The organism is Kiritimatiellia bacterium (genome assembly GCA_018001225.1).
Lineage (GTDB): Bacteria > Verrucomicrobiota > Kiritimatiellia > CAIQIC01 > JAGNIJ01 > JAGNIJ01.
Genome location: JAGNIJ010000005.1, coordinates 77,573 through 95,409, shown reverse-complemented (window position 1 = coordinate 95,409; position 17,837 = coordinate 77,573). Strand labels below are relative to the sequence as shown.

15 protein-coding genes are annotated in these 17,837 nt (G+C 65.6%); 10 read left to right on the top strand and 5 right to left on the bottom strand.

Annotated features, from left to right (window positions below):
* Positions 1-1,797 carry a hypothetical protein gene (locus KA248_03160; protein MBP7828899.1) on the top strand — a complete coding sequence of 599 codons (1,797 nt, stop codon included), beginning with the start codon at positions 1-3 and terminating at the stop codon, positions 1,795-1,797.
* 143 nt (positions 1,798-1,940) lie between these two features.
* Here the strand turns inward: KA248_03160 and KA248_03155 are convergent, their stop codons facing one another.
* Positions 1,941-3,191, bottom strand: coding sequence for a Glu/Leu/Phe/Val dehydrogenase (locus tag KA248_03155; protein ID MBP7828898.1), 1,251 nt, complete (start codon positions 3,189-3,191; stop codon positions 1,941-1,943).
* A 260-nt stretch (positions 3,192-3,451) separates the two neighbouring features.
* Between KA248_03155 and KA248_03150 the strand changes: the two genes are divergently transcribed.
* From KA248_03150 to KA248_03135, 4 genes are all read left to right on the top strand, one after another.
* On the top strand, positions 3,452-4,414 hold the full coding sequence (locus tag KA248_03150) for a class I SAM-dependent methyltransferase (GenBank protein ID MBP7828897.1): 963 nt from the start codon (positions 3,452-3,454) through the stop codon (positions 4,412-4,414).
* Between the two features lie 64 nt (positions 4,415-4,478).
* A complete protein-coding gene (locus KA248_03145) occupies positions 4,479-6,776 on the top strand; it encodes a tetratricopeptide repeat protein (protein ID MBP7828896.1) in 2,298 nt (765 codons plus the stop codon).
* Positions 6,777-6,850: 74 nt separating this feature from the next.
* On the top strand, positions 6,851-7,885 hold the full coding sequence (locus KA248_03140; protein ID MBP7828895.1) for a hypothetical protein: 1,035 nt from the start codon (positions 6,851-6,853) through the stop codon (positions 7,883-7,885).
* A 4-nt stretch (positions 7,886-7,889) separates the two neighbouring features.
* Entirely contained in the window at positions 7,890-8,939 is a 1,050-nt protein-coding gene (locus KA248_03135) for an SGNH/GDSL hydrolase family protein (GenBank protein ID MBP7828894.1), read from the top strand.
* Between the two features lie 31 nt (positions 8,940-8,970).
* On the opposite strand, the gene KA248_03130 is transcribed toward KA248_03135, so the two are convergent.
* From KA248_03130 to KA248_03120, 3 genes are all read right to left on the bottom strand, one after another.
* The gene (locus KA248_03130; protein MBP7828893.1) at positions 8,971-11,046 is read right to left on the bottom strand and encodes a hypothetical protein; all 2,076 of its coding nucleotides are present in this window, start codon (positions 11,044-11,046) and stop codon (positions 8,971-8,973) included.
* Between the two features lie 55 nt (positions 11,047-11,101).
* Positions 11,102-13,192 (bottom strand): hypothetical protein, encoded by a 2,091-nt coding sequence (locus KA248_03125; GenBank protein MBP7828892.1) that lies wholly within the window; start codon positions 13,190-13,192, stop codon positions 11,102-11,104.
* A gap of 67 nt (positions 13,193-13,259) precedes the next feature.
* Positions 13,260-13,931 carry a hypothetical protein gene (locus KA248_03120; protein MBP7828891.1) on the bottom strand — a complete coding sequence of 224 codons (672 nt, stop codon included), beginning with the start codon at positions 13,929-13,931 and terminating at the stop codon, positions 13,260-13,262.
* 246 nt (positions 13,932-14,177) lie between these two features.
* On the opposite strand from KA248_03120, the gene KA248_03115 reads away from it, so the two are divergent.
* The 5 genes from KA248_03115 to KA248_03095 all read left to right on the top strand — a co-directional run bounded on the left by KA248_03115 (position 14,178) and on the right by KA248_03095 (position 16,843).
* Positions 14,178-14,567, top strand: coding sequence for a PilZ domain-containing protein (locus tag KA248_03115; GenBank protein ID MBP7828890.1), 390 nt, complete (start codon positions 14,178-14,180; stop codon positions 14,565-14,567).
* Between the two features lie 244 nt (positions 14,568-14,811).
* Positions 14,812-15,045, top strand: a complete 234-nt coding sequence (locus KA248_03110) for an addiction module protein (protein ID MBP7828889.1) — start codon at positions 14,812-14,814, stop codon at positions 15,043-15,045.
* Complete coding sequence (locus KA248_03105) at positions 15,042-15,347, top strand: type II toxin-antitoxin system RelE/ParE family toxin (GenBank protein MBP7828888.1); 306 nt, start codon at positions 15,042-15,044, stop codon at positions 15,345-15,347. The genes KA248_03110 and KA248_03105 overlap by 4 nt, the downstream gene beginning before the upstream one ends.
* A gap of 396 nt (positions 15,348-15,743) precedes the next feature.
* Positions 15,744-16,256: a helix-turn-helix transcriptional regulator gene (locus KA248_03100; GenBank protein MBP7828887.1), complete on the top strand. Its 513-nt coding sequence runs from the start codon at positions 15,744-15,746 to the stop codon at positions 16,254-16,256.
* Positions 16,214-16,843, top strand: a complete 630-nt coding sequence (locus tag KA248_03095; GenBank protein MBP7828886.1) for a nucleotidyl transferase AbiEii/AbiGii toxin family protein — start codon at positions 16,214-16,216, stop codon at positions 16,841-16,843. Before KA248_03100 ends, KA248_03095 begins: the two co-directional genes overlap by 43 nt.
* 148 nt (positions 16,844-16,991) lie before the next feature.
* Here the strand turns inward: KA248_03095 and KA248_03090 are convergent, their stop codons facing one another.
* Positions 16,992-17,573 (bottom strand): hypothetical protein, encoded by a 582-nt coding sequence (locus KA248_03090; protein MBP7828885.1) that lies wholly within the window; start codon positions 17,571-17,573, stop codon positions 16,992-16,994.
* Between the last annotated feature and the right edge of the window lie 264 nt (positions 17,574-17,837).

Genomic DNA, 17,837 nt, shown 5'->3' with positions numbered 1-17,837 from the left:
ATGACACCCAGCCTCCTGCGTAGGGGCGCCGCTCGCCGGCGCCCGTTGAAAGGGCCGGCGATCCCGCGGCTGGTGCGGCGGGCATCGCAAGCGACGCCCCTACTCTGCCTGTGCGTCTCCCTCCGCGCCGCCACGCACTACGTCAACGTGGCCAACCCGACGCCCGCGGCGCCGTACACCAACTGGGCGACGGCCTCGACCAACATCCAGTTCGCCATCAACCAGGCGGCGGCGGGCGGGCTGGTCCTCGTAACCAACGGCACGTACACCGGCGCGGGGAAATCGGTCTCCCCCTACGGCCTGACCATGCTCGCGGCGACGAACGGCATCACCCTGCGCAGCGTCAACGGACCCGACGTCACGACCATCAACGGCCTGGGCAACAAGCGGGGGGTGATCATCAGCAACGCCACCGTCGAGGGGTTCACCATCACCAACTGCGTCGGCGACGGGTTCCTGACCTACAAGGGCGGCGGCGGGGCGCTGGTCGGAGGATGGGGGCGGCTGAACGACTGCATCCTGACGGGCAACCGGGGCGCCAACTACGGCGGCGGGGCCGCCGTCTTCTCGCTCGGCATCATCAGCAACTGCGTCATCCGCGGCAACCGGGCGACCACGGCGGGCGGCGGGGTCTGCATGTACGAGGGCGGGCTGGTGGTGAACTGCGTGATATCGAACAACTTCGTCGGCGGCACCGCGGGCGCGCGGGGCGGTGGCGTCGCTTGCGAGGTCGGCGGCGTGGTAAGCAACTGCCAGCTCGTGAACAACCTGTCCTGGATGCAGGGCGGCGGCATTTCGATCTTCACGAACGGGACGGCGGCCAACTGCCTCATCGCCGGCAACACCGCCAACACCAACAACCTCGAGGGCGAGGGCGGCGGGGCCTACCTGCACCAGGGCGGCCTGCTGGTCAACTGCCTCATCTCCAACAACTTCGGCCTGTGGCAGGGCGGCGGGGTCAAGTTCTACTACCGGGGCGGGGTGGTCCGCGGCAGCCTGATCCGGAACAACACCACGTTGAGCTGGGGAGGCGCGATGATGATGCGCACGGGCGGCCGGGCCGAAAGCTGCACGATGGTCCACAACACCGGCGGCGAATGCGGCGGCATCTACTTCTACGAAATGGGCGGCACGAGCCTCAATTCCATCGTCTACCACAACACCGGCGGCGACCTGACCAACGCCTACGGCGGCTCGGTGCTGTACAGCTGCGTGCCCAACTCCGGCTTCGGCGCGGGCACGGTCACGAACGACCCCGCGTTCGTGGACCTCGCCGGCGGCGACTTCCGGCTCTCGACCAACTCGCCCTGCATCAACCGCGCCACCAACCAGGCCTGGATGTCCGGCGCGCAGGACCTCGCCTTCAACGGCCGCCGGCAGAACGATATCGCGGACATCGGCGCGCTCGAATCGTCCCTCTGGAGCCGCTACGAGGACGCCGACGGCGACGGGCTTTCCGACGGCGACGAGGCCCCGATGGGCACGGACCGGCTCGATCCCGATTCCGACGACGACTCGATGAACGACGGCGACGAGGTCTATGCCGGGAGCCACCCGACGAACGCCTCCTCTTTCTTCCAGATCGAAACGCCGGACGAAACGCCGGACGAATTTCCCGTCGTCCGATGGGACAGCCTCGCCGGCCGGACCTACCGGCTCGAACGGACCACCAACCTGGCTTCGAGCGCGTTCAGCCCTTTCCAATCCGGCATCCCGGCCGACCCGCCGGTGAACACGCACACCGACACCACCGCCGCCGCGGAAGGCCCGTGGTTCTACCGGGTGGTCGTGGAGTAGAAGAATCGGCCCGCTCCGCCGACAGAGCGGCGGAGCTACAGCGTTTCTCCCCTGTAGTTCCGGCGCTCCGCCGCCGGGAAACAGGCGCGGCGCCGTTGCCGGCGCCGCGCCACCTTCACACCTTCAAACTTTCACACCCCGTCTCACACCCACCCGCGCAGGCTGACCGCTTCCGCGACGCGGCTGACCGCGACGAGGTAGGCGGCGAGGCGCATGTGGACCTTCTTGTCCTTGTGCATGCGGTGGACCGCCTGATAGGCGCCGGTCATCTTCTGGTCGAGGAGTTTGTAGACCTCTTCGAGGGTCCAGTAGTAGTTGTACGTGCCCTGCACCTGCTCGAAGTAGCTCACCGTCACGCCGCCGGCGTTGGCCAGGAAGTCCGGGATCACGTGGACGCCCTTGACGTGCAGTATCTTGTCCGCCTCGGGGGTCGTCGGGCCGTTGGCCAGCTCGCACAGGATGCGAGTCCGGACGCGGTCCGCGTTGGTCTCGGTAATCATGTTCTCGAGGGCCGCCGGGTAGAGCACCTCGACCTCGAGCTCGAGCAGGTCCTCGTTGCTGATCGGGTCGGCGCCGGGGAACCCCGTGACCTTGCCGGTCTTGAGCTTGAAGTCCACGATCGCGCGGGGGTCAAGCCCCTTCGGGTTGTAGACGCCGCCGCTGGTGTCGGAGACGGCGACGAGCGTGCCGCCGCCGAGGATCTCGGGATGCAGCAGCGCGGCGAACTGGCCGGCGTTGCCGAAGCCCTGGATCGCGAAGCGGCCCTTCGGGTTGATGCCCAGCGCCTTGCAGGCCTCGCGGACGCAGTAGACGCCGCCGCGGGCGGTCGCGTCGCCACGGCCCTGCGAGCCGCCGAGCGCCAAGGGCTTGCCCGTGATCACGGAGGGGTGGGCGCAGCCGGTGATCACTTCGAACTCGTCCATCATCCAGGCCATGATCTGGGGCGTGGTGTAGACATCCGGGGCCGGCACATCGCGGAAGCCCCCGAGCTCGCGGGCCATGACACGCATCCAGCCGCGGGCCAGGCGCTCCTTCTCGCCGTCGGAGAGCTTCTTCGGATCGCAGGTCACGCCGCCCTTGCCGCCACCGAGCGGGATATCCACGACCGAGCATTTCCAGGTCATCCACGCCGCGAGGGCGCGGACCGTGTCGATCGTCTCGTCCGGGTGCCAGCGGATGCCGCCCTTGTTCGGGCCGCGGGCGTCGTTGTACTGGACGCGGTAGCCGTGGAAGATCTTCGTCGAGCCGTCATCCATCTTCACAGGGATCGTGAACTGGTACTGCCGGCGCGGCCAGCGGAGCAATTCCCGCATCGCGGGCTCCAACCCCAGTACTTCCGCCGCCTCGTCAAACTGCGCTTGCGCTACCTTGAACGGATTGAGTTCCTCTGCCATGTCCTTCTCCTTATGTAAGCAGATGCCGCCACCCAACACAGCATGGATAAGACAACCGATTAATGCGAACAAACCGAAAACACATATTATGCGGCAATAATATACGATTGTATACGGCAGTATTGCCGTTGTTTTGGATTAAACCAAACGATTTCTGGCGCGAACTCGACTGCCGCTGGCACGGCCATGCAGGAGGTCATTGCAGAGGAGGACCAAAAAGGGGATAGTGACGCCTCGTGCGGGATTCGCGAGCGGCTAGCATGAACAGGCCTTGGGCTGACCAGATGAGCGTGAGTTTCAACATCGTGCAAAGCGCCTGTCCTTTGTGCGGCCATTCGGAAGGCGACATGCTGCTGGAGAGCCTTCGGGACGTGGAGAACCACATCCAGGGCGAGTACGCCATCTCCCGCTGCCGGCAATGCCGGCTCATCTACTTGTCCACCCGGCCTGACGAGGCGTCGCTGCCCGCCTGCTACGATGAGAACTACCACGTGCGGTTCAACCGGGCCGTCAATCCCCTGCTGCGCGGCCTGTTCAACGCGCGGTACAGGCTGCGGTTGCGCCGGCTTCTTCGTCACAATGGCGGCTCTCCCCCGGCGTCCCTGCTGGAGATCGGATGTGGAGACGGCAACCTGCTGGCATACTTGGAGCGGGCGCTTCCATCCTCGACGGAACTGGTCGGCATCGAGTTGAGCACCCGTAATATCCGGCTCCCACCCGGCAGCCGGATCCGCCTGCACGAGGCCGATTTCGATCGGATGGAAATGGGCCGGCAATTTGACGCCGTGGTGATGTACCACGTGCTCGAGCACCTGGTGCGCCCGGCGGAGACGCTGCGCCGGATCCGGGCGCTGCTGAAGCCCGGCGGCGTCCTGCTTTTCCAGGTGCCGAACTGGACGACCCCCTGGCGCCGGCTTTTCCCGCGGCACTGGAACGGCCTGCAGATCCCGCGCCACCAGTTCTTCCTCGATCCGGACAGCCTGCGCGCGCTGTGCGAGCGCGGCGGATTCCGCATCGAGTCCGTCGCCGGGCTCCTTGATCCCGGCGATTTCGCCGTGTCCGCCTGCAACTGGATCACGGACCGCCTGAACCTGCGCGCACTCCCGCGGAAGGCCTGGTTCTATATTCCCCTGGTGATCCTCGGCGCGGGCCTCGTCGCCGCGACCCATCTCGCCACGGGCCGGTCCGGCGAGATGGAAGTCCTGGCCCGGCTGGCGGAGTGAACCCGTTCCCGCGCGTCGTGGTTTTGCTTTCCCATGACGGGAAAAATCCGCTACCGTTTTCCCAATGATTGGAAATTCCCAGGCCGGATCCTGGCTGGACAGCCCCCGCTGGCTGCCGGCGCTGATCCTGGTAGTGGCGGTGGCGGTGGCCTACGGCAACGCGCTCGACGGGCCGTTCTTCTTCGACGACACGGAAAGCATCGTGGAGAACCCCGCCATCCGCCGGTTGTGGCCGCTCTCGGCCGCATTGAATCCACCGCCCGGCGAAATGACCTTCTGTACGCGCCCCCTGGCTAACCTGACCCTGTGCGTGAATTACGCGATGGGCGGGCGCCAGGTGCGCGGCTACCGGATCGCGAACGTCCTGTTTCATACCGCCGCCGCCTTGAGCCTGTTCGGCTTTCTCGGCCTCGCTTTTCGCGCCGCCGGCCGCGAGGAGAGCGAAGCCCGCCTGTGGGCCCTCTCGAGTGCGCTGATCTGGGCCGTTCATCCCCTGGCCACCTCGGCGGTGAACTATCTTTCCCAACGCCCCGAAATTATGATGGGCCTTTTTTTCTTTCTCACGATGTACATGGTGCATCGCTCGGTCACGGCCCGGCAGGGGCAAGGCTGGTGGCGACTCGGCGCCGTCGCGGCCTGCCTGCTGGGCATGGGAAGCAAGGAAAGCATGGCGGCGACGCCCTTCCTGGCCCTGGCCTATGATCGCATTTTCCTTTCCGCGTCCTGGAAGGAAACCCTCCGCAAGCGGGGCGTTTTCTACCTCCTGCTGGCCACCACACTGATCTGGCCCGTGGGCCGGCAACTGGCCTTCTCGCCACACCTGTCCGGCCAGAGACACGTGACCCAAGCCTTCTGGATGTATCCGCTGACCCAGGCCTGGAGCCTTGTCCACATGACCGGACTGGCGCTGTGGCCACACCCGCTCATCGTGGATTACGGGGTCCAGATGATAGACCGGCCGGCCGAGATATGGGTCTCTCTGCTGCTGGTGTTGCTCGCTCTTCTGGCCTTGGTCTGGGCGCTGAAGCGCCACCCCCGGCTGGGCTTCATCGGGTTGTGTTTTTTCGGGATACTAGCCCCCTCGTCCAGCTTCTTCCCGGTCATAGGCCAACCCGTCGCCGAGCACCGCATGTATGTCCCGCTGGCCAGCCTGGTGATTCTCTTCGCCCTCGGGATTTACCAAGCCCTTCACGTGTGGTTCCGGCAGCCGGCCGCGCAAACTCGAACCACGTTCGCGTGGATCATCGCTCTTTGGGCGCTGGCCCTGGGCCTGGCCAGCCGGCAGCGGCACCTTGCGTATCAGGACACCATCCGCCTGTGGAGCGACACGGCCCTCAAGCGGCCCGCCAACGGCCGGGCGTGGAGCAACCTCGCCCGGGCGTTGAGCAAGGCCGGTCGTGCCGACGAAGCGCTGGCGGCCGCCCGGGAAGGCGTGCGGGTGGCGCCTTATCTCGCGGAAAGTCACAACACTCTCGGGGTCATCTACTTCGACATGGGCCGACACGAAGAGTCCCTCGAGCACTACCGGGAGGCGATCCGTACAGACCCGACCTATGTCTCCTCCTACAGCAACTACGGCATCGCGCTGGACATCCTGGGCCGGACCGAGGAATCGCTGGTCCAGCATCGGATCGCCGTGCGCCTGCAGCCTGCTTTCGCCCAGGGGCACGTGAATCTCGCGACGGCCCTGGCGCGCAGCCAGCGCCTCGACGAGGCCATCGAGCACCTGCATCTAGCCCTCGGCCTGCAGCCGGACAATGCCTTGGCGCACAACAACCTGGGCAATTGCCTGTGCGAACTCCGGCGGAGCGAAGAGGCGCTGGCCCATTACAGGGAGGCGCTGCGCCTGGATCCCGACTTCATCATGGCGGCGGCCAATCTCGGATCCACGTTGATCGAACTTGGCCACGCGGGGGAAGCGATGGACCTGTTCGACGATTTTGCGCGGCGCCGAACCAACCCGATGGAGGCATGGAACGCCCTGGCCTCCATGATGATCCGCAAGGGCCACGGCGCCGAGGGCCTGGCCTTGAGCCTGCGCGTGCTGGAACGCCAACCGGATCATCCCCTCGCCCTGAACAATGCCGCATGGGTCATGGCGGTCTCCACCAACCCCGCCCTACGCGACGGGCCGAAAGCGGTCGCGATGGCCCGGCAGGCCCTGGAGGTTCTGGGCCATGAAAACGCCTCCCTGCTGGCGACGCTGGCCGCCGCCCACGCGGAGGCCAGCCAATTCAGCGAGGCCGTCGCCACGGCCCGCCGGGCGCTGAACCAAGCCCAGAAGCAGGGCGAAACCAACCAGATCGCCAAAGCCCGGGCGCGCCTCGACCAGTTCCGCGGCGGCCGGCCCTGGCGAGAGTAGGAAAGGAAATCCATGCCTTCCATCCCCTATCCGCCGCGGCCTGGACACAAACCGGCCCCCCCCTGCGCCACAGCATGAATGATTCCCTGGTGATGCTGCTGTTCGCCGCTCTCGCTTTAGCCATGACGGCGGCCGCGGTGGCCTTCGTCACCCGGTGGCATCACCGCCTGCGATCCCAGGTTGCCCGTGTCCTGGCCGGCAACCTGGTGATGGGGCTCTGGATCGCGGCCGTCGGCCTCCTGGTCGGCGAGTACATCTATCGCTACATCGTGGATACGACGGATGCGTTCGGATTCAGCCGGGTCCATCGGGCCTGGCTGGCACGCCATTGGATCGTCAATCCACAAGGCATGCGCGACAATTACTGGCCCTATACCCTCCGGCCGCCCGCCGGGAAACAACGCACGGTTTTCATGGGCGACTCGTTTACCGCCGGCCACGGCATCCGGAACGTGGAGGATCGCTTCTGCAACCTGTACCGGCGCCGGCATCCCGAACAGGAAGTGCACATGCTCGCCGAGAACGGCTGGGAAAGCGGGCACCAACTGGAATGCCTGCGCGACATGGCCCGGCAGGGCTATGTCTACCACACCTTGTGCCTGATGTACGTACTCAACGACATCAGCGACATCAACCCGGCGTGGACCCGGCTGGTGGCCGTCATCGAGGGCGCCGAACCCACCGGGCTTCTGCAGCACAGCTTTTTTCTCAACTGGCTTTTGTTCCGGATCAAGACGATCACCGACCCCCACTTCCGTCACTACGGGCACGAAGTCCTGGAGGCCTACGACGGACCGGTCTGGGAGGAGCAGAAGGAAAGGCTACGCGCCTTGCGGCGCGTCGTCGAATCCGGCGGCGGTCGCCTGGCAGTCGTCCTGCTTCCGTATTTCAGCTATCCCGCGGAACGATACCCGTATCGCGCCATCCACGAACAAATCGGCGCTTTCTGGCGCGCAGAGGGCGTAGCGTTCCTGGACCTCCTGCCCCTGCTCGAGGGGCGGAGCCCCCGGGAACTGACGGTGAACCCGTTCGACGCCCATCCCAACGAAAAAACCCACCGGCTCATCGCGGAACAGGTGGACGCCTTGCTGTCCGCGCCGCGGAATTGATCCCGTGAATCCCCTTTCCCCTTCCAGCGATGCCGCGGCCCTGCTGTACTTGATCCTCGCGGCCGGCGGGTCAGGCGGGTTGGCCTCGGTGTACTTCCGCCGATGGCATCGCCGCCTGCCCGCGCGCTGGATGCGGATCGCCGCGGCCAACCTGCTGCTCTCGCTGGCCCTGCTGTTCGCCGGCCTGCTGGCCGGGGAGATCTACTGCCGTCACTTTGCCGACGTCACCGATTCCTTCGGGGCCCACCGCATGGCCCAGACATGGCTATCGCGTTACGGGCAGCTCAACGCGCAGGGCCTGCGTGACGATGTGATTCAATATAGTCTGAAGCCGGCGATGGGCCGGCCGCGGATGATTTTCATCGGCGACTCGTTCACCGCCGGATCGGGCGTGCGAAACATCCGGCACCGGTATGTCAACTTGTACCGCGCCCGCCATCCCGAGCAGGATATCCAACTCTTCGCCCGAAACGGCTGGGACACCGGCCACCAGACGGAGAAACTGCGGCACCTCGTCGAGGGGGGATTCGAGTTCCGTACCGCCGTCCTGATGTACAACCTGAACGACATCAGCGACATCAACCCGGCCTGGCAGCGGATGATGGAGCGCATCCGCCGAACGTTCCATCCCACGGGCTATTTTCAGCACAGCTTCCTGCTCAATTGGTTCTATTTTCGGATGAAGATGCTGACGGACATGGAGGTCCGGAACTACGGGCGCGAGGTGGCGGCGGCGTATGCGGGTCCGGTGTGGGAAGAGCAGAAGGAGCGCTTGAGGGCGCTGCGCCAGACCGTCGAGGACGCCGGGGGCCGCCTGGTCGTCGCCACGCAGCCCTTTTTCAATTACGCAGCGGAATCCTATCCCTTCCGCGCCATTCACAAGCAGTTGGCCGAGTTTTGGGACGGGGAAGGCGTGCCGCACCTGGACCTGCTGACCCTTCTTGACGGACATGCGCCGCGGGACCTGATCGCGAGCCGCTTCGACGCGCATCCCAACGAGACGGCCCACCGGCTCATCGCGGAAAGGCTGGATGTCTTTTTGTCGGCGCCGTGAAGCCGCGGACCGCCAGCGGCCACGACGCCGGCTACGGCGGGTCGAGGCGGAAGACGTCGATCGCGCCGGCGGCCCGGCGGCCGCGGAAGTCGTATTCCGGCCTGATCCGGCGCGCGAGCTCCTCGTCCTTGTGAATCCAGGGCGGGAGCTTGTCCGGCTTCGACACGAGGCGACCGGCCATCGCCTTTCGCGCGCCCTCCTCGGAGAACCGGCCTTCGCGCATGAAGGTAAACAGGTGCGCCATTTCCGGGGTGTGCGGCAGGATGACGTGCGTCAGGCCGCGCTCGCGCGCGACCGCGCGGGCCTCCGCATCGCCGGGATCGGAAAAGAACGCCGTGGCCGCGGCCATGCCGTCCCGGTTTTCCCAGTAGAAGGACTCCACGCCGGACATCCCGCCGAAATGGTACAGGGGTCCCGCGAGATCCGGCTCGGTCAGCACGCGGAGCCGGCCGTCGGCATTCAACGCCGCGAGCCGCGCCACGAAGAGACGCTGCAGTTGCCCCCGGATCAGCGGATCGTAGGCCACCCGGCCGGCGGCGATGTCCGCGACCTCCCGGACCTGGAGGCGGGCCAGGAGAAGTGCCTGGAGGGCCAGCAGGACCAGGCCGGCGCGGACCGCGGACCGGAGCGCGGGACGCGCTTCGGACAAGCGCCACGCCAGGGCCAGCACGACGGCCATCAGCCATACCGAGGTCGCGCAGAACATCGACAGCCAGCGGACCTGCATCACGCCGGCGACCAGGAAGGCCAGCGGCGGGAGGAAGGACATCCAGAGGACGGCCCACTCATACAAACGCGTGTGCCTCGGCCCGGCGAGGGCGGGCGCCGCGAGCAGGAACAGGGGCAGCAAGCCGGCCTGCAGGAGCAGCGTCGCCAGGACACCCTGCCCGGGGAATTCCCGAATCGGCCGCGTTTCCCGGATGAACCGGGACATCCGCCAGGCCCACGGCTGGCGCAGGTAGTGCCACTCGGCCGGCCCCGCCGCGAGCAGGACCGGCAGCGCGAGCGCGCCCGCCACCAGCGCGCCGAGAATCCAGAGATCCTTTCGTTTCAACCGGGCCAGCCCCAGCCGCCACGCCGAAACGCGGGCCAGGATTTCGCCCACGCAGAACCAGGTCAGCGCGTACAACGGATGGTTGACCTCGAGGCGCATCGCGGCGTGGCCCGGCAGGTATTCCAACGCGTAGAAGGCGAGGCTGGTCGCGGCGCCCGTCACGCCCCACCGCCGCCACAAGCCGGGAACGTAGGCCGCCCTGTCCTGCCCCTCCTTCTTCAGGCTCGGGGGCATGAAGAAGACAAGCAGCAGCGCACCGACCGCCACCAGGCCGATCCCGAGGATCTGCACCGTGGCGCCGGTCCACAGTCCAAGGCCCCCGAGAAAGCCGGACAACCCGAAATAGAGGCGGGCCGAAGCCGCGTCGGGCCATTCAAGCGGCCGGAAGAAGGCGGGATTGCGCGCCGTTGCGGGACGCGTGGATACCCAGCCGAGGCCGCCCAGAATGAGGCAGGACAGGCTGCCGAGCAGGAGCGCGATGTGCAGGCCGTGGTGGTCCGGCCGGAGCGGATGGAACACCCATTGCAGGCTCTGCATTCCAGCCAGGGTCAGCACCGCCAGCCCCGCGGGTACGGCGCCCACCCGCCGATACAGCATCAGGCCCAGGGCGAACAGGAGGAGTATCCACTGCGCGGGCCCCGCGTACAACGCGCCCTTTTCGATCGCCTCGTTCCATCCTTCGCCCGCGAGGACATGCCGCAGCCATCCGGTCGCCAGCAGTATCCACGAAACGGACTGGTTCCAATGCACGGGGCGGCCGAAGGGGGCATTGTCCATGAAGGTATGCCGAATCCGCCAGGCGCCCGTGCGGACCATTTCCCGGGCGTGGGCGATCCAGAAATACGCGTCACCATCGAGGAAGACGCGGCCGCTCGTTTCGGGGGGAGGCGTTCCGCCGGGCACCGGGTCGAAATAGGACTCGTAGGTCCGCGCCGCCCGGTCCCAGGCGACAGAGATCCCGATCACAAAACCCACGGCGACGACCAGGCAGGCCAGGAAGAGCCACCGAGGCCCGAGGACCCGTTGCCCGCCCTCCGGCATTTCCGCTTGCATGCGGGCCAGCGTAGGGAAGGCGCGTCTCGCGGACAACCTTTTTTTATCGGCCCGGCTACAGGCCGTCTTCCTTCTCCCGGTCCGGCGGCGGGGCGCCGTCGTGAAAACGATCCGGATGCACGGTGAACACGTTAAGTGTGTTGAAGAACGGCGTCCCCGCGAAGGTGTAGCCCGGCTGGAGGAACTTCTCCAGTTCCCGGTCGCGGCGGATCCACGGCGGCAACTGGTCCGCCTGGGTCAGCAGGCGGCCGGCCATCGAATCACGGGCGCCCTTCTCGGAGAGGAAGCCGTGTTGGAAGAAATGGAACACGTGGGCCAGTTCGGCCGTCCGCGGGATCACGACGTGCGTAATGCCGCGTTCCTGCAGGATCCGGCGGGCTTTCTCGATGTCCGGCGTCGAGAAGAACTCCGTGGCGGCGCGAAGCCCGTCCAGGTTCTCCCAGTAGAACGAGGTGACGCTGGGCAGCCCGCCGTGGTAGTACAGGCGCGCCGCCATGTCCGGCTCGCACATCAGGCGGAAGATCCCGTTCGTATTCAAGGCGCCCAGCCGGGCCGCGAACTGTCTTTGCAGGATGCTCTTGACCAGTTCGTTGTCCAGGTGGCGCGGTTCCCGCCGGGCGGCCCGGCCCTGGACCTGGCCGCGCACAAAGAGGATCGGCTGCACGGCCAGGACCACCATGACCGCCAGGGCCAGGCGGCTCGCCCGGCCGCCCGCCGCGCGGTGCCGCGCCAGGATGGCCATGGCCACCATGGCCTGCAGCAGCAGCGCCCCGGCAAGAAAACCTATCCAGCGCGCCTGAACCTGCAGCAGGATTGCGTAGGCCAGGGCGGGCAGGAAAGCCATCCAGAGCAGGGCCCACTCATACAGGTTCGTTTTCCGGCTGCCGGTGAGGAAGGGGGCCGCCAACAGGAAAAGGGGCAGAAAGCCGAAATTCGCGAAAACCATCTGTGCGAATTTCAGGTTGTAGCTCCGGGTGTAAGGCAGGAATTCCAGGATATACGCATGCATGCGTTTCATCAGGGGATCGTGCATGACGTGCCACTTCGCGGGACCCAGCCAGATCATGGCCGGTAGGATCAGCGCCCTGAGGGCGAGCAGGACAATCATCGCGACCTCGCGCGCCGGCCGGCGCGCGCCTCGCGTTTTGAGATGCGCCAGGCGGGTCATGCCCTCGCCGCCACACAGCCAGGTGAAGGCGTAGAGCGGATGGATGACTTCGAGTTTAAGGCCGGAAAACGCCGGCGCGTATTCCACGAGGTACATCGCCAGGCTCGTGGTCGCGCCCGCGAGGGCCCACGTGCGCCAGAGCCAGGGTTGATACACCGCGGACGATTCCTCCTCCTTCATCCGGGGCGGCATGAAGAAGATCAACAGCATTGCCCCGAGGGCGACGATGCCGACGCCGAACAGCTGGACCGTGGCGCCGGTCCATACGCCGAGGCCGCCGAGAATTCCCGACGCGATAAAATAGGCTCGGGCCGTTTTCGCCGGCGGCAGCGCCAGGGGCTGGAACCACTGCGGCCGGAACGGAGGCCCCTCGGCGGCCGAGACCCAGCCCAGCCCGCCCAGCATCAGGCATAGCAGGCTGCCCAACAGGAACCCGATCTGCAGGCCATGATGGTCGGGGCGCAACGGGTGAAAATACCACTGGAGCGTGGTGATCGTCGCCAGGTTGAACATCCAGAGCACGGCCGGCACCAGGCCCATGCGCCGGAACAGGAGCCATCCGCTGAACAGGACCAGGAGCGCCATTTGAAAAGGCTCGACCCAGAGGGCGGCGCTCTCGATCGCGCCGGCGAGGCCCTCGGCGGTGCACAGATTCCGCAGATACCCCGCCGCCAGCAGGAGCCAGGAGACCGACTGGCTCCAGTGCACGGGCCGCCCGTACGGCGTATTGTCGATGTCGGTATGCCGGATCCGCCACGCGCCCGTGCGCGCCATCTCGCGCGCGTACGTGATCCAGTAGCAGGCATCGTTGTCGAAAAAGAGTCTTCCGTTTTCCACCGAGGCGAGGTCGTTTTCCACGACCGGCACAAACCGGCTTTCATACTCCCGCACGGACGCGTCCAACGCCAGGGTGTTGAGCGCCAGGTAGGCCAGCACGAGCACGCCCGCGAACGCAAAGGCTGCTTTCAGTTTGTTCATGACGCTTAAAATAAAAAAAAGAGCGCCCGAAGGCGCTCTTTTTTTTACCGAATTAGAATTCGGATTCTTACGCCGCGCGACGGCGGGCAAACCGGACAATCGCCAGACCGCCGAACGCCATCAGCGCCAGCACGCCCGGCTCCGGGATCACCGCGACCGACCCGTTGAGGATCAGGTCATCGCCCGCGACGGAGTTGCGGTAGGTGACGCTGCCGGTCGCCGCCGAGCTCGTCGTGCCGCTGGCGCCAGACGCGCCATAGGCCCAGAAACGGAACTCCACCGTGGACGTGGTGTTTTCGATGTCCGCGAAGTCCCACGAGCCGCTCGCGTTGGCGACGGTGACGCCGAAATCAGACTGATAGGTCCAGGCCCCGGCGCCAATGCGGTAACCCCACCGGCCGTTGCTCGGGCCCGTGGACGATGCATTGATGCGCGACCACGTCAGGTCGGTCAGGGTCAACCCGTAGCCCGAGTCCGCCGTCAGCGAGAAGCTCATGTAGTCGTCACCCTCGGCGAACGTGTCCGTGATATTCCAACCGTTGCCGCCGAAGGCGTTCGCCGAGGACGACGCGCCCAGGCCCGTCCGGGCAAAGCCCGAATTCTCGGTCACGTTCGCGGCCACGGTATTGGCCAGCTCCGGATCGGTGGTGGTGCCAGCAAAATCATAGCCCAAGATCACATCCGCCAGCGTCGCCGATGCCAAGCCCAACACCAACGCTCCAATCAATAGTTTCTTCATCCGATCATTCCTCCACTTTTTGTTTACCGACACGAAGGAAAAACCTCTTCCTTCACATAGCGCTAAAATAGAGGTTGGCAGGGTGATCTGTAAAGCTGTTTTTTGGATTTTTTTTCACGGAAATACACAGCGCGCAATTAATTTACTATCAATATGTTGCAACACTACGCGCGAGCGGCTTAAGCGTTAAGGCCTGAAAGGGGTACCTGGAGCCCGGGTATCTTTCCTTATTAAGGGGAAGAAAATATGACCGTGCCGGGGTCCAGTCCGATCCGGGAACAGCGCCGGCATCGCCGCCTGAAGTTCGAGCGGCCGGCGGAGGTGCTGGTCGTGCGCGGCCCGGACGGCGGCACGCCGGCGGGGACCCGGCTGCGCGGCATGCTTCGCGACGTCTCCGCCGCGGGCCTGAACTTCGCCTGCGGGCAGACGCTTTCCGTCGGCGCCACCGTGTACGTGGACATCGCCCTGCCGGAGCGCGGCCGGGTCTTCAAGCTGGCGGGCCGGACGATCCGCTGCGACCGGAAGGCGGACCGGTTCGAGATCGGCATCGAGCTCGTGGACCGGTTCCGCCGGCGGACGGCCGCGTGGGAACGGCTGGTCTTCGACGCGCTGCGGGAACTGAACGATCCCGTGTGAGCGCCGGGCGCGGAGTCCTGCGCCGGCCCCCCCCAAGCCCGCGGATCACGCTGATGCACGCGGAGGGAAGATGGAGTTTTTTAACGCCAAGGCGCGAAGGGCGCAAAGGAGCGCAGAGAGACTGACGCGCACAGAACATGATGTGGCGCCGAGCCTGTGAGGGCGAAGGCCCTGTTCGGTGTTCGCGGGCGCCGTCTTGCGATTCGAGGCTATCTGCGATAGTATTGCGTCTATGAGGTGATCCATGACGACACAGGCGCAGCAGGTTCTTGAGAAGGCCGTCGGGCTTCCTCCCATTGAACGAGCCGAACTCGTTGAAGGGATTCTCTCCAGTTTCGACTTCCCCTCCCGCGAAGCTATTGACGCAGCATGGGCGCGAGAGGCGGAGGACCGGATTGACGCCTACGAGCGCGGCAACATCGCAGCGATTCCTGCATCCGAGGTGTTCGAAAAGATTGAGAAGAAGTACTCCTCGTGAAGGTGGACTTCCTCCAAACCGCCGATAGCGAATTCGCCGAGGCTATCGCGTACTACAACCTCCAGAGCGAGGGCTTGGGATTGGAGTTCGCGGCGGAGGTCAAACGCGGCCTCCGTCGCATTCTCCAGTATCCCGCTGCGTGGACAACGTTATCCCGACGAACACGGCGGTGCCGCTTGAACCGCTTCCCGTACGCACTGCTCTATCCAGTTCGCCAAGACCTCATTCTGATCGTGGCGGTTCAGAACCTGCACAAGCATCCAGATTCATGGAAATCCCGCCTCAGGCCTGACGAGGCCTAGCACCTTTCCTTTCTCTGTCCCCTCGGGGGCCCGAGTACGTCATTATCCGGAAGTTGGCGTCTTGTCAGTCGGGCGGTTCGGAGAAGCACATCCGCGACCTCCGGGGCAGGTTGGACCTTTCCGGGGACCTCATCCGCCGACCGGATTTGAAAGAGCACATCCGGGAGCGCGGCCTTGAAAAAGAGTGGGAGCGCGCGGAGTCTCTCCGGCTCTGAAACGGCGGGATCGTGCGGTCTTGAAGCGGAGGAAGCCCGCGGATCACGCCGATTCACGCGGAGGGAAGATGGAGTTTTTTTAACGCCAAGGCGCGAAGGGCGCCAAGGAGCGCAGAGACGATGCAGAGGGGGCGTAGTGATTTGATCTTGACCCCTTGTTATTATCATATATGATAATAATGTGAAAGCGGTCTCCGGGCAGATCAGGGCGCGCCGCCGGGCACTGGGCTGGTCGCTGGGGGAACTGGCCCGGCGCGCGGACACGTCGGCGCCGGCCCTTTCCCGCTACGAGAACGGGTGGGAGCGCTTCGAGATCGCGACGCTCCGGAAGCTGGCCGGTGCGCTGGGATGCGAACTGCGCATCGAGCTGGCGCCCACCGCGCCCGCGCGCGCCGGGGCCCGATCCCAGCGGGCGCTCGTGCGGCGCTTGCAGCGGTTGTTCTGGGATCACCGGCTTTCGGAAGACGACCTGGACCGGCATCCGGCCTGGCTGACGGAGCGCGTGCTGGAATACGGGCAACTGGAGGACGTGCGGGCGCTGTTGCTCCTGTACGGCCGCCGGCGCTTCCTGGACATCGCGGCCCGGGCCACGCGCCTGACCCCGCGGACAGCTTCGTTCTGGTCGAGTCTATTGAAGAAGGAGGGCCCCTCATGCACGAAAAAGTTCTCCCGGCCCACAGCCTGGCCGTATTGACCTCGCTGGAACAGGACCCGGCGCCGGAATGGCGGGGCTGGATCCTGGCCGGCGGCACGGGCCTGGCGATTCAAAAGGGCCACCGCCGGTCCGACGACTTCGATTTTTTCCGGACCGACAGGATGGATGCGCGACGGCTGCACCGGGCGCTTTCAAAACACGGCCGATACGAAACGCTCCAGGAAGCGGATGACACGCTCACGATCCTGACGAGGAAGACCAAGCTCTCGTTCTTCTGTGTCCGGGACCCCTTTCTCTTCAAGGCCCAGCCCTATCGCTTTTTCAAGCTGGCCGACCCGCGGGACATCGCGCTGATGAAACTGGCCGCCATTTCCGGGCGCGGCAGCCGAAAGGATTTCGTTGACCTCTATACCATCCTGCGCGGACCGCCGGACCTGGCCGAGTATTTCAAGTTGCTTCCACGGAAATACGGAGAGAGCCGCATCAACACCTATCACATCCTGAAAAGCCTGACGTATTTCGCGGACGCCGAGCGGGAGCCTCCACCGCGCATGCTGGAACCGTTCAACTGGAAGGAGTGCAAGGCGTTCTTCGTCCGCGAGGCGCACCGGATCGCGTTGCCCTGAAACTGAAAGAGGATGATAACCGCGAAGGAAGGCGTAGCGGGGAGGGAACGCGAGGCCAGGGCGCGACGGCTGTCCGTGCGCGGAGCGCCCGGGCCACCTGTACACGGCGAAACTGCTTTGACCCCATTCGCGGTGCCGCAACCGGCGTTCAGTCCGGCGCGGGGGGCTCGGGTTCGACGCGCGCGAAGGAGACGCCTTCCTCGCCGACGGAGACCACGCGCCAGCGGTACTCCCGGCCGCCGTACACGACGGAAACCGTGTCGCCGGCGCCGACCACCTGGCCGTTGACCATGGCCACGTGCGAGGACGGGCCGGTCCTCATGATCCCCTGCACCGCCACCGTCTTGAGCGCCTCCTGCCACTGGAGCGTGGCGGAGACGGGCACGGCGCCGGTCGGGGAGACGGCCTCCTCCGGCCGCGGCGGAGGCGGGGGCTCGTAGCCGACCGGCCAGAACGGATCGCGCACGGCGGGCGGCGCTTCGGGCGGGACCATGTCCGCGGACAATTCGGCGGGCGCCACCGGGTCGTCCGGGGACGGATCCGGGAGGTCATCGGAAGGCGGGGTCTCGGGCCACGGCGAGGACACCGCCGGCGCGGCGCCCGTGTCCACCATCATCGGCACGATCTCCGATTCCACGAACTCGACGAAAGCCGGGGCCGGGGATTCGGATTGCGCCGAAGCCACCCCGGCCAGCCCCACCAGCACCGCAAGTGTGGCGATCGCTTTCACGGCCGGCAGCATGCCTTCTCGGACAGAAAATTCATAGAGTAAATTACTACACAGCACAAGGCATGCCCGCGAACACGCGCCGGCAGCAAGACGGAAAGGGACGGAAAGGGGACAGAGCGGAAAGGGGACAGAGAGTAAACCCCGGCAAAGAAGAAAAAGAGAAGAAAAAGGGACAGAGAGCAAACCCGCCAGCCAGCCGTCTCATTTTTGAGAAATAAACAAAACCTATGACTGAAAAGTGCGGATTTTTCGTGTGTTTTCGCG

What these genes read in the sequence shown, in the direction of transcription:
- KA248_03145 (MBP7828896.1), top strand. Translation starts at nt 4,479, where the DNA reads ATGATTGGAAATTCCCAGGCCGGATCCTGGCTGGACAGCCCCCGCTGG.
- KA248_03155 (MBP7828898.1), bottom strand. Translation starts at nt 3,191, where the DNA reads ATGGCAGAGGAACTCAATCCGTTCAAGGTAGCGCAAGCGCAGTTTGAC.
- KA248_03160 (MBP7828899.1), top strand. Translation starts at nt 1, where the DNA reads ATGACACCCAGCCTCCTGCGTAGGGGCGCCGCTCGCCGGCGCCCGTTG.
- KA248_03130 (MBP7828893.1), bottom strand. Translation starts at nt 11,046, where the DNA reads ATGCAAGCGGAAATGCCGGAGGGCGGGCAACGGGTCCTCGGGCCTCGG.
- KA248_03125 (MBP7828892.1), bottom strand. Translation starts at nt 13,192, where the DNA reads ATGAACAAACTGAAAGCAGCCTTTGCGTTCGCGGGCGTGCTCGTGCTG.
- KA248_03120 (MBP7828891.1), bottom strand. Translation starts at nt 13,931, where the DNA reads ATGAAGAAACTATTGATTGGAGCGTTGGTGTTGGGCTTGGCATCGGCG.
- KA248_03150 (MBP7828897.1), top strand. Translation starts at nt 3,452, where the DNA reads ATGAACAGGCCTTGGGCTGACCAGATGAGCGTGAGTTTCAACATCGTG.
- KA248_03110 (MBP7828889.1), top strand. Translation starts at nt 14,812, where the DNA reads ATGACGACACAGGCGCAGCAGGTTCTTGAGAAGGCCGTCGGGCTTCCT.
- KA248_03115 (MBP7828890.1), top strand. Translation starts at nt 14,178, where the DNA reads ATGACCGTGCCGGGGTCCAGTCCGATCCGGGAACAGCGCCGGCATCGC.
- KA248_03140 (MBP7828895.1), top strand. Translation starts at nt 6,851, where the DNA reads ATGAATGATTCCCTGGTGATGCTGCTGTTCGCCGCTCTCGCTTTAGCC.
- KA248_03095 (MBP7828886.1), top strand. Translation starts at nt 16,214, where the DNA reads ATGCACGAAAAAGTTCTCCCGGCCCACAGCCTGGCCGTATTGACCTCG.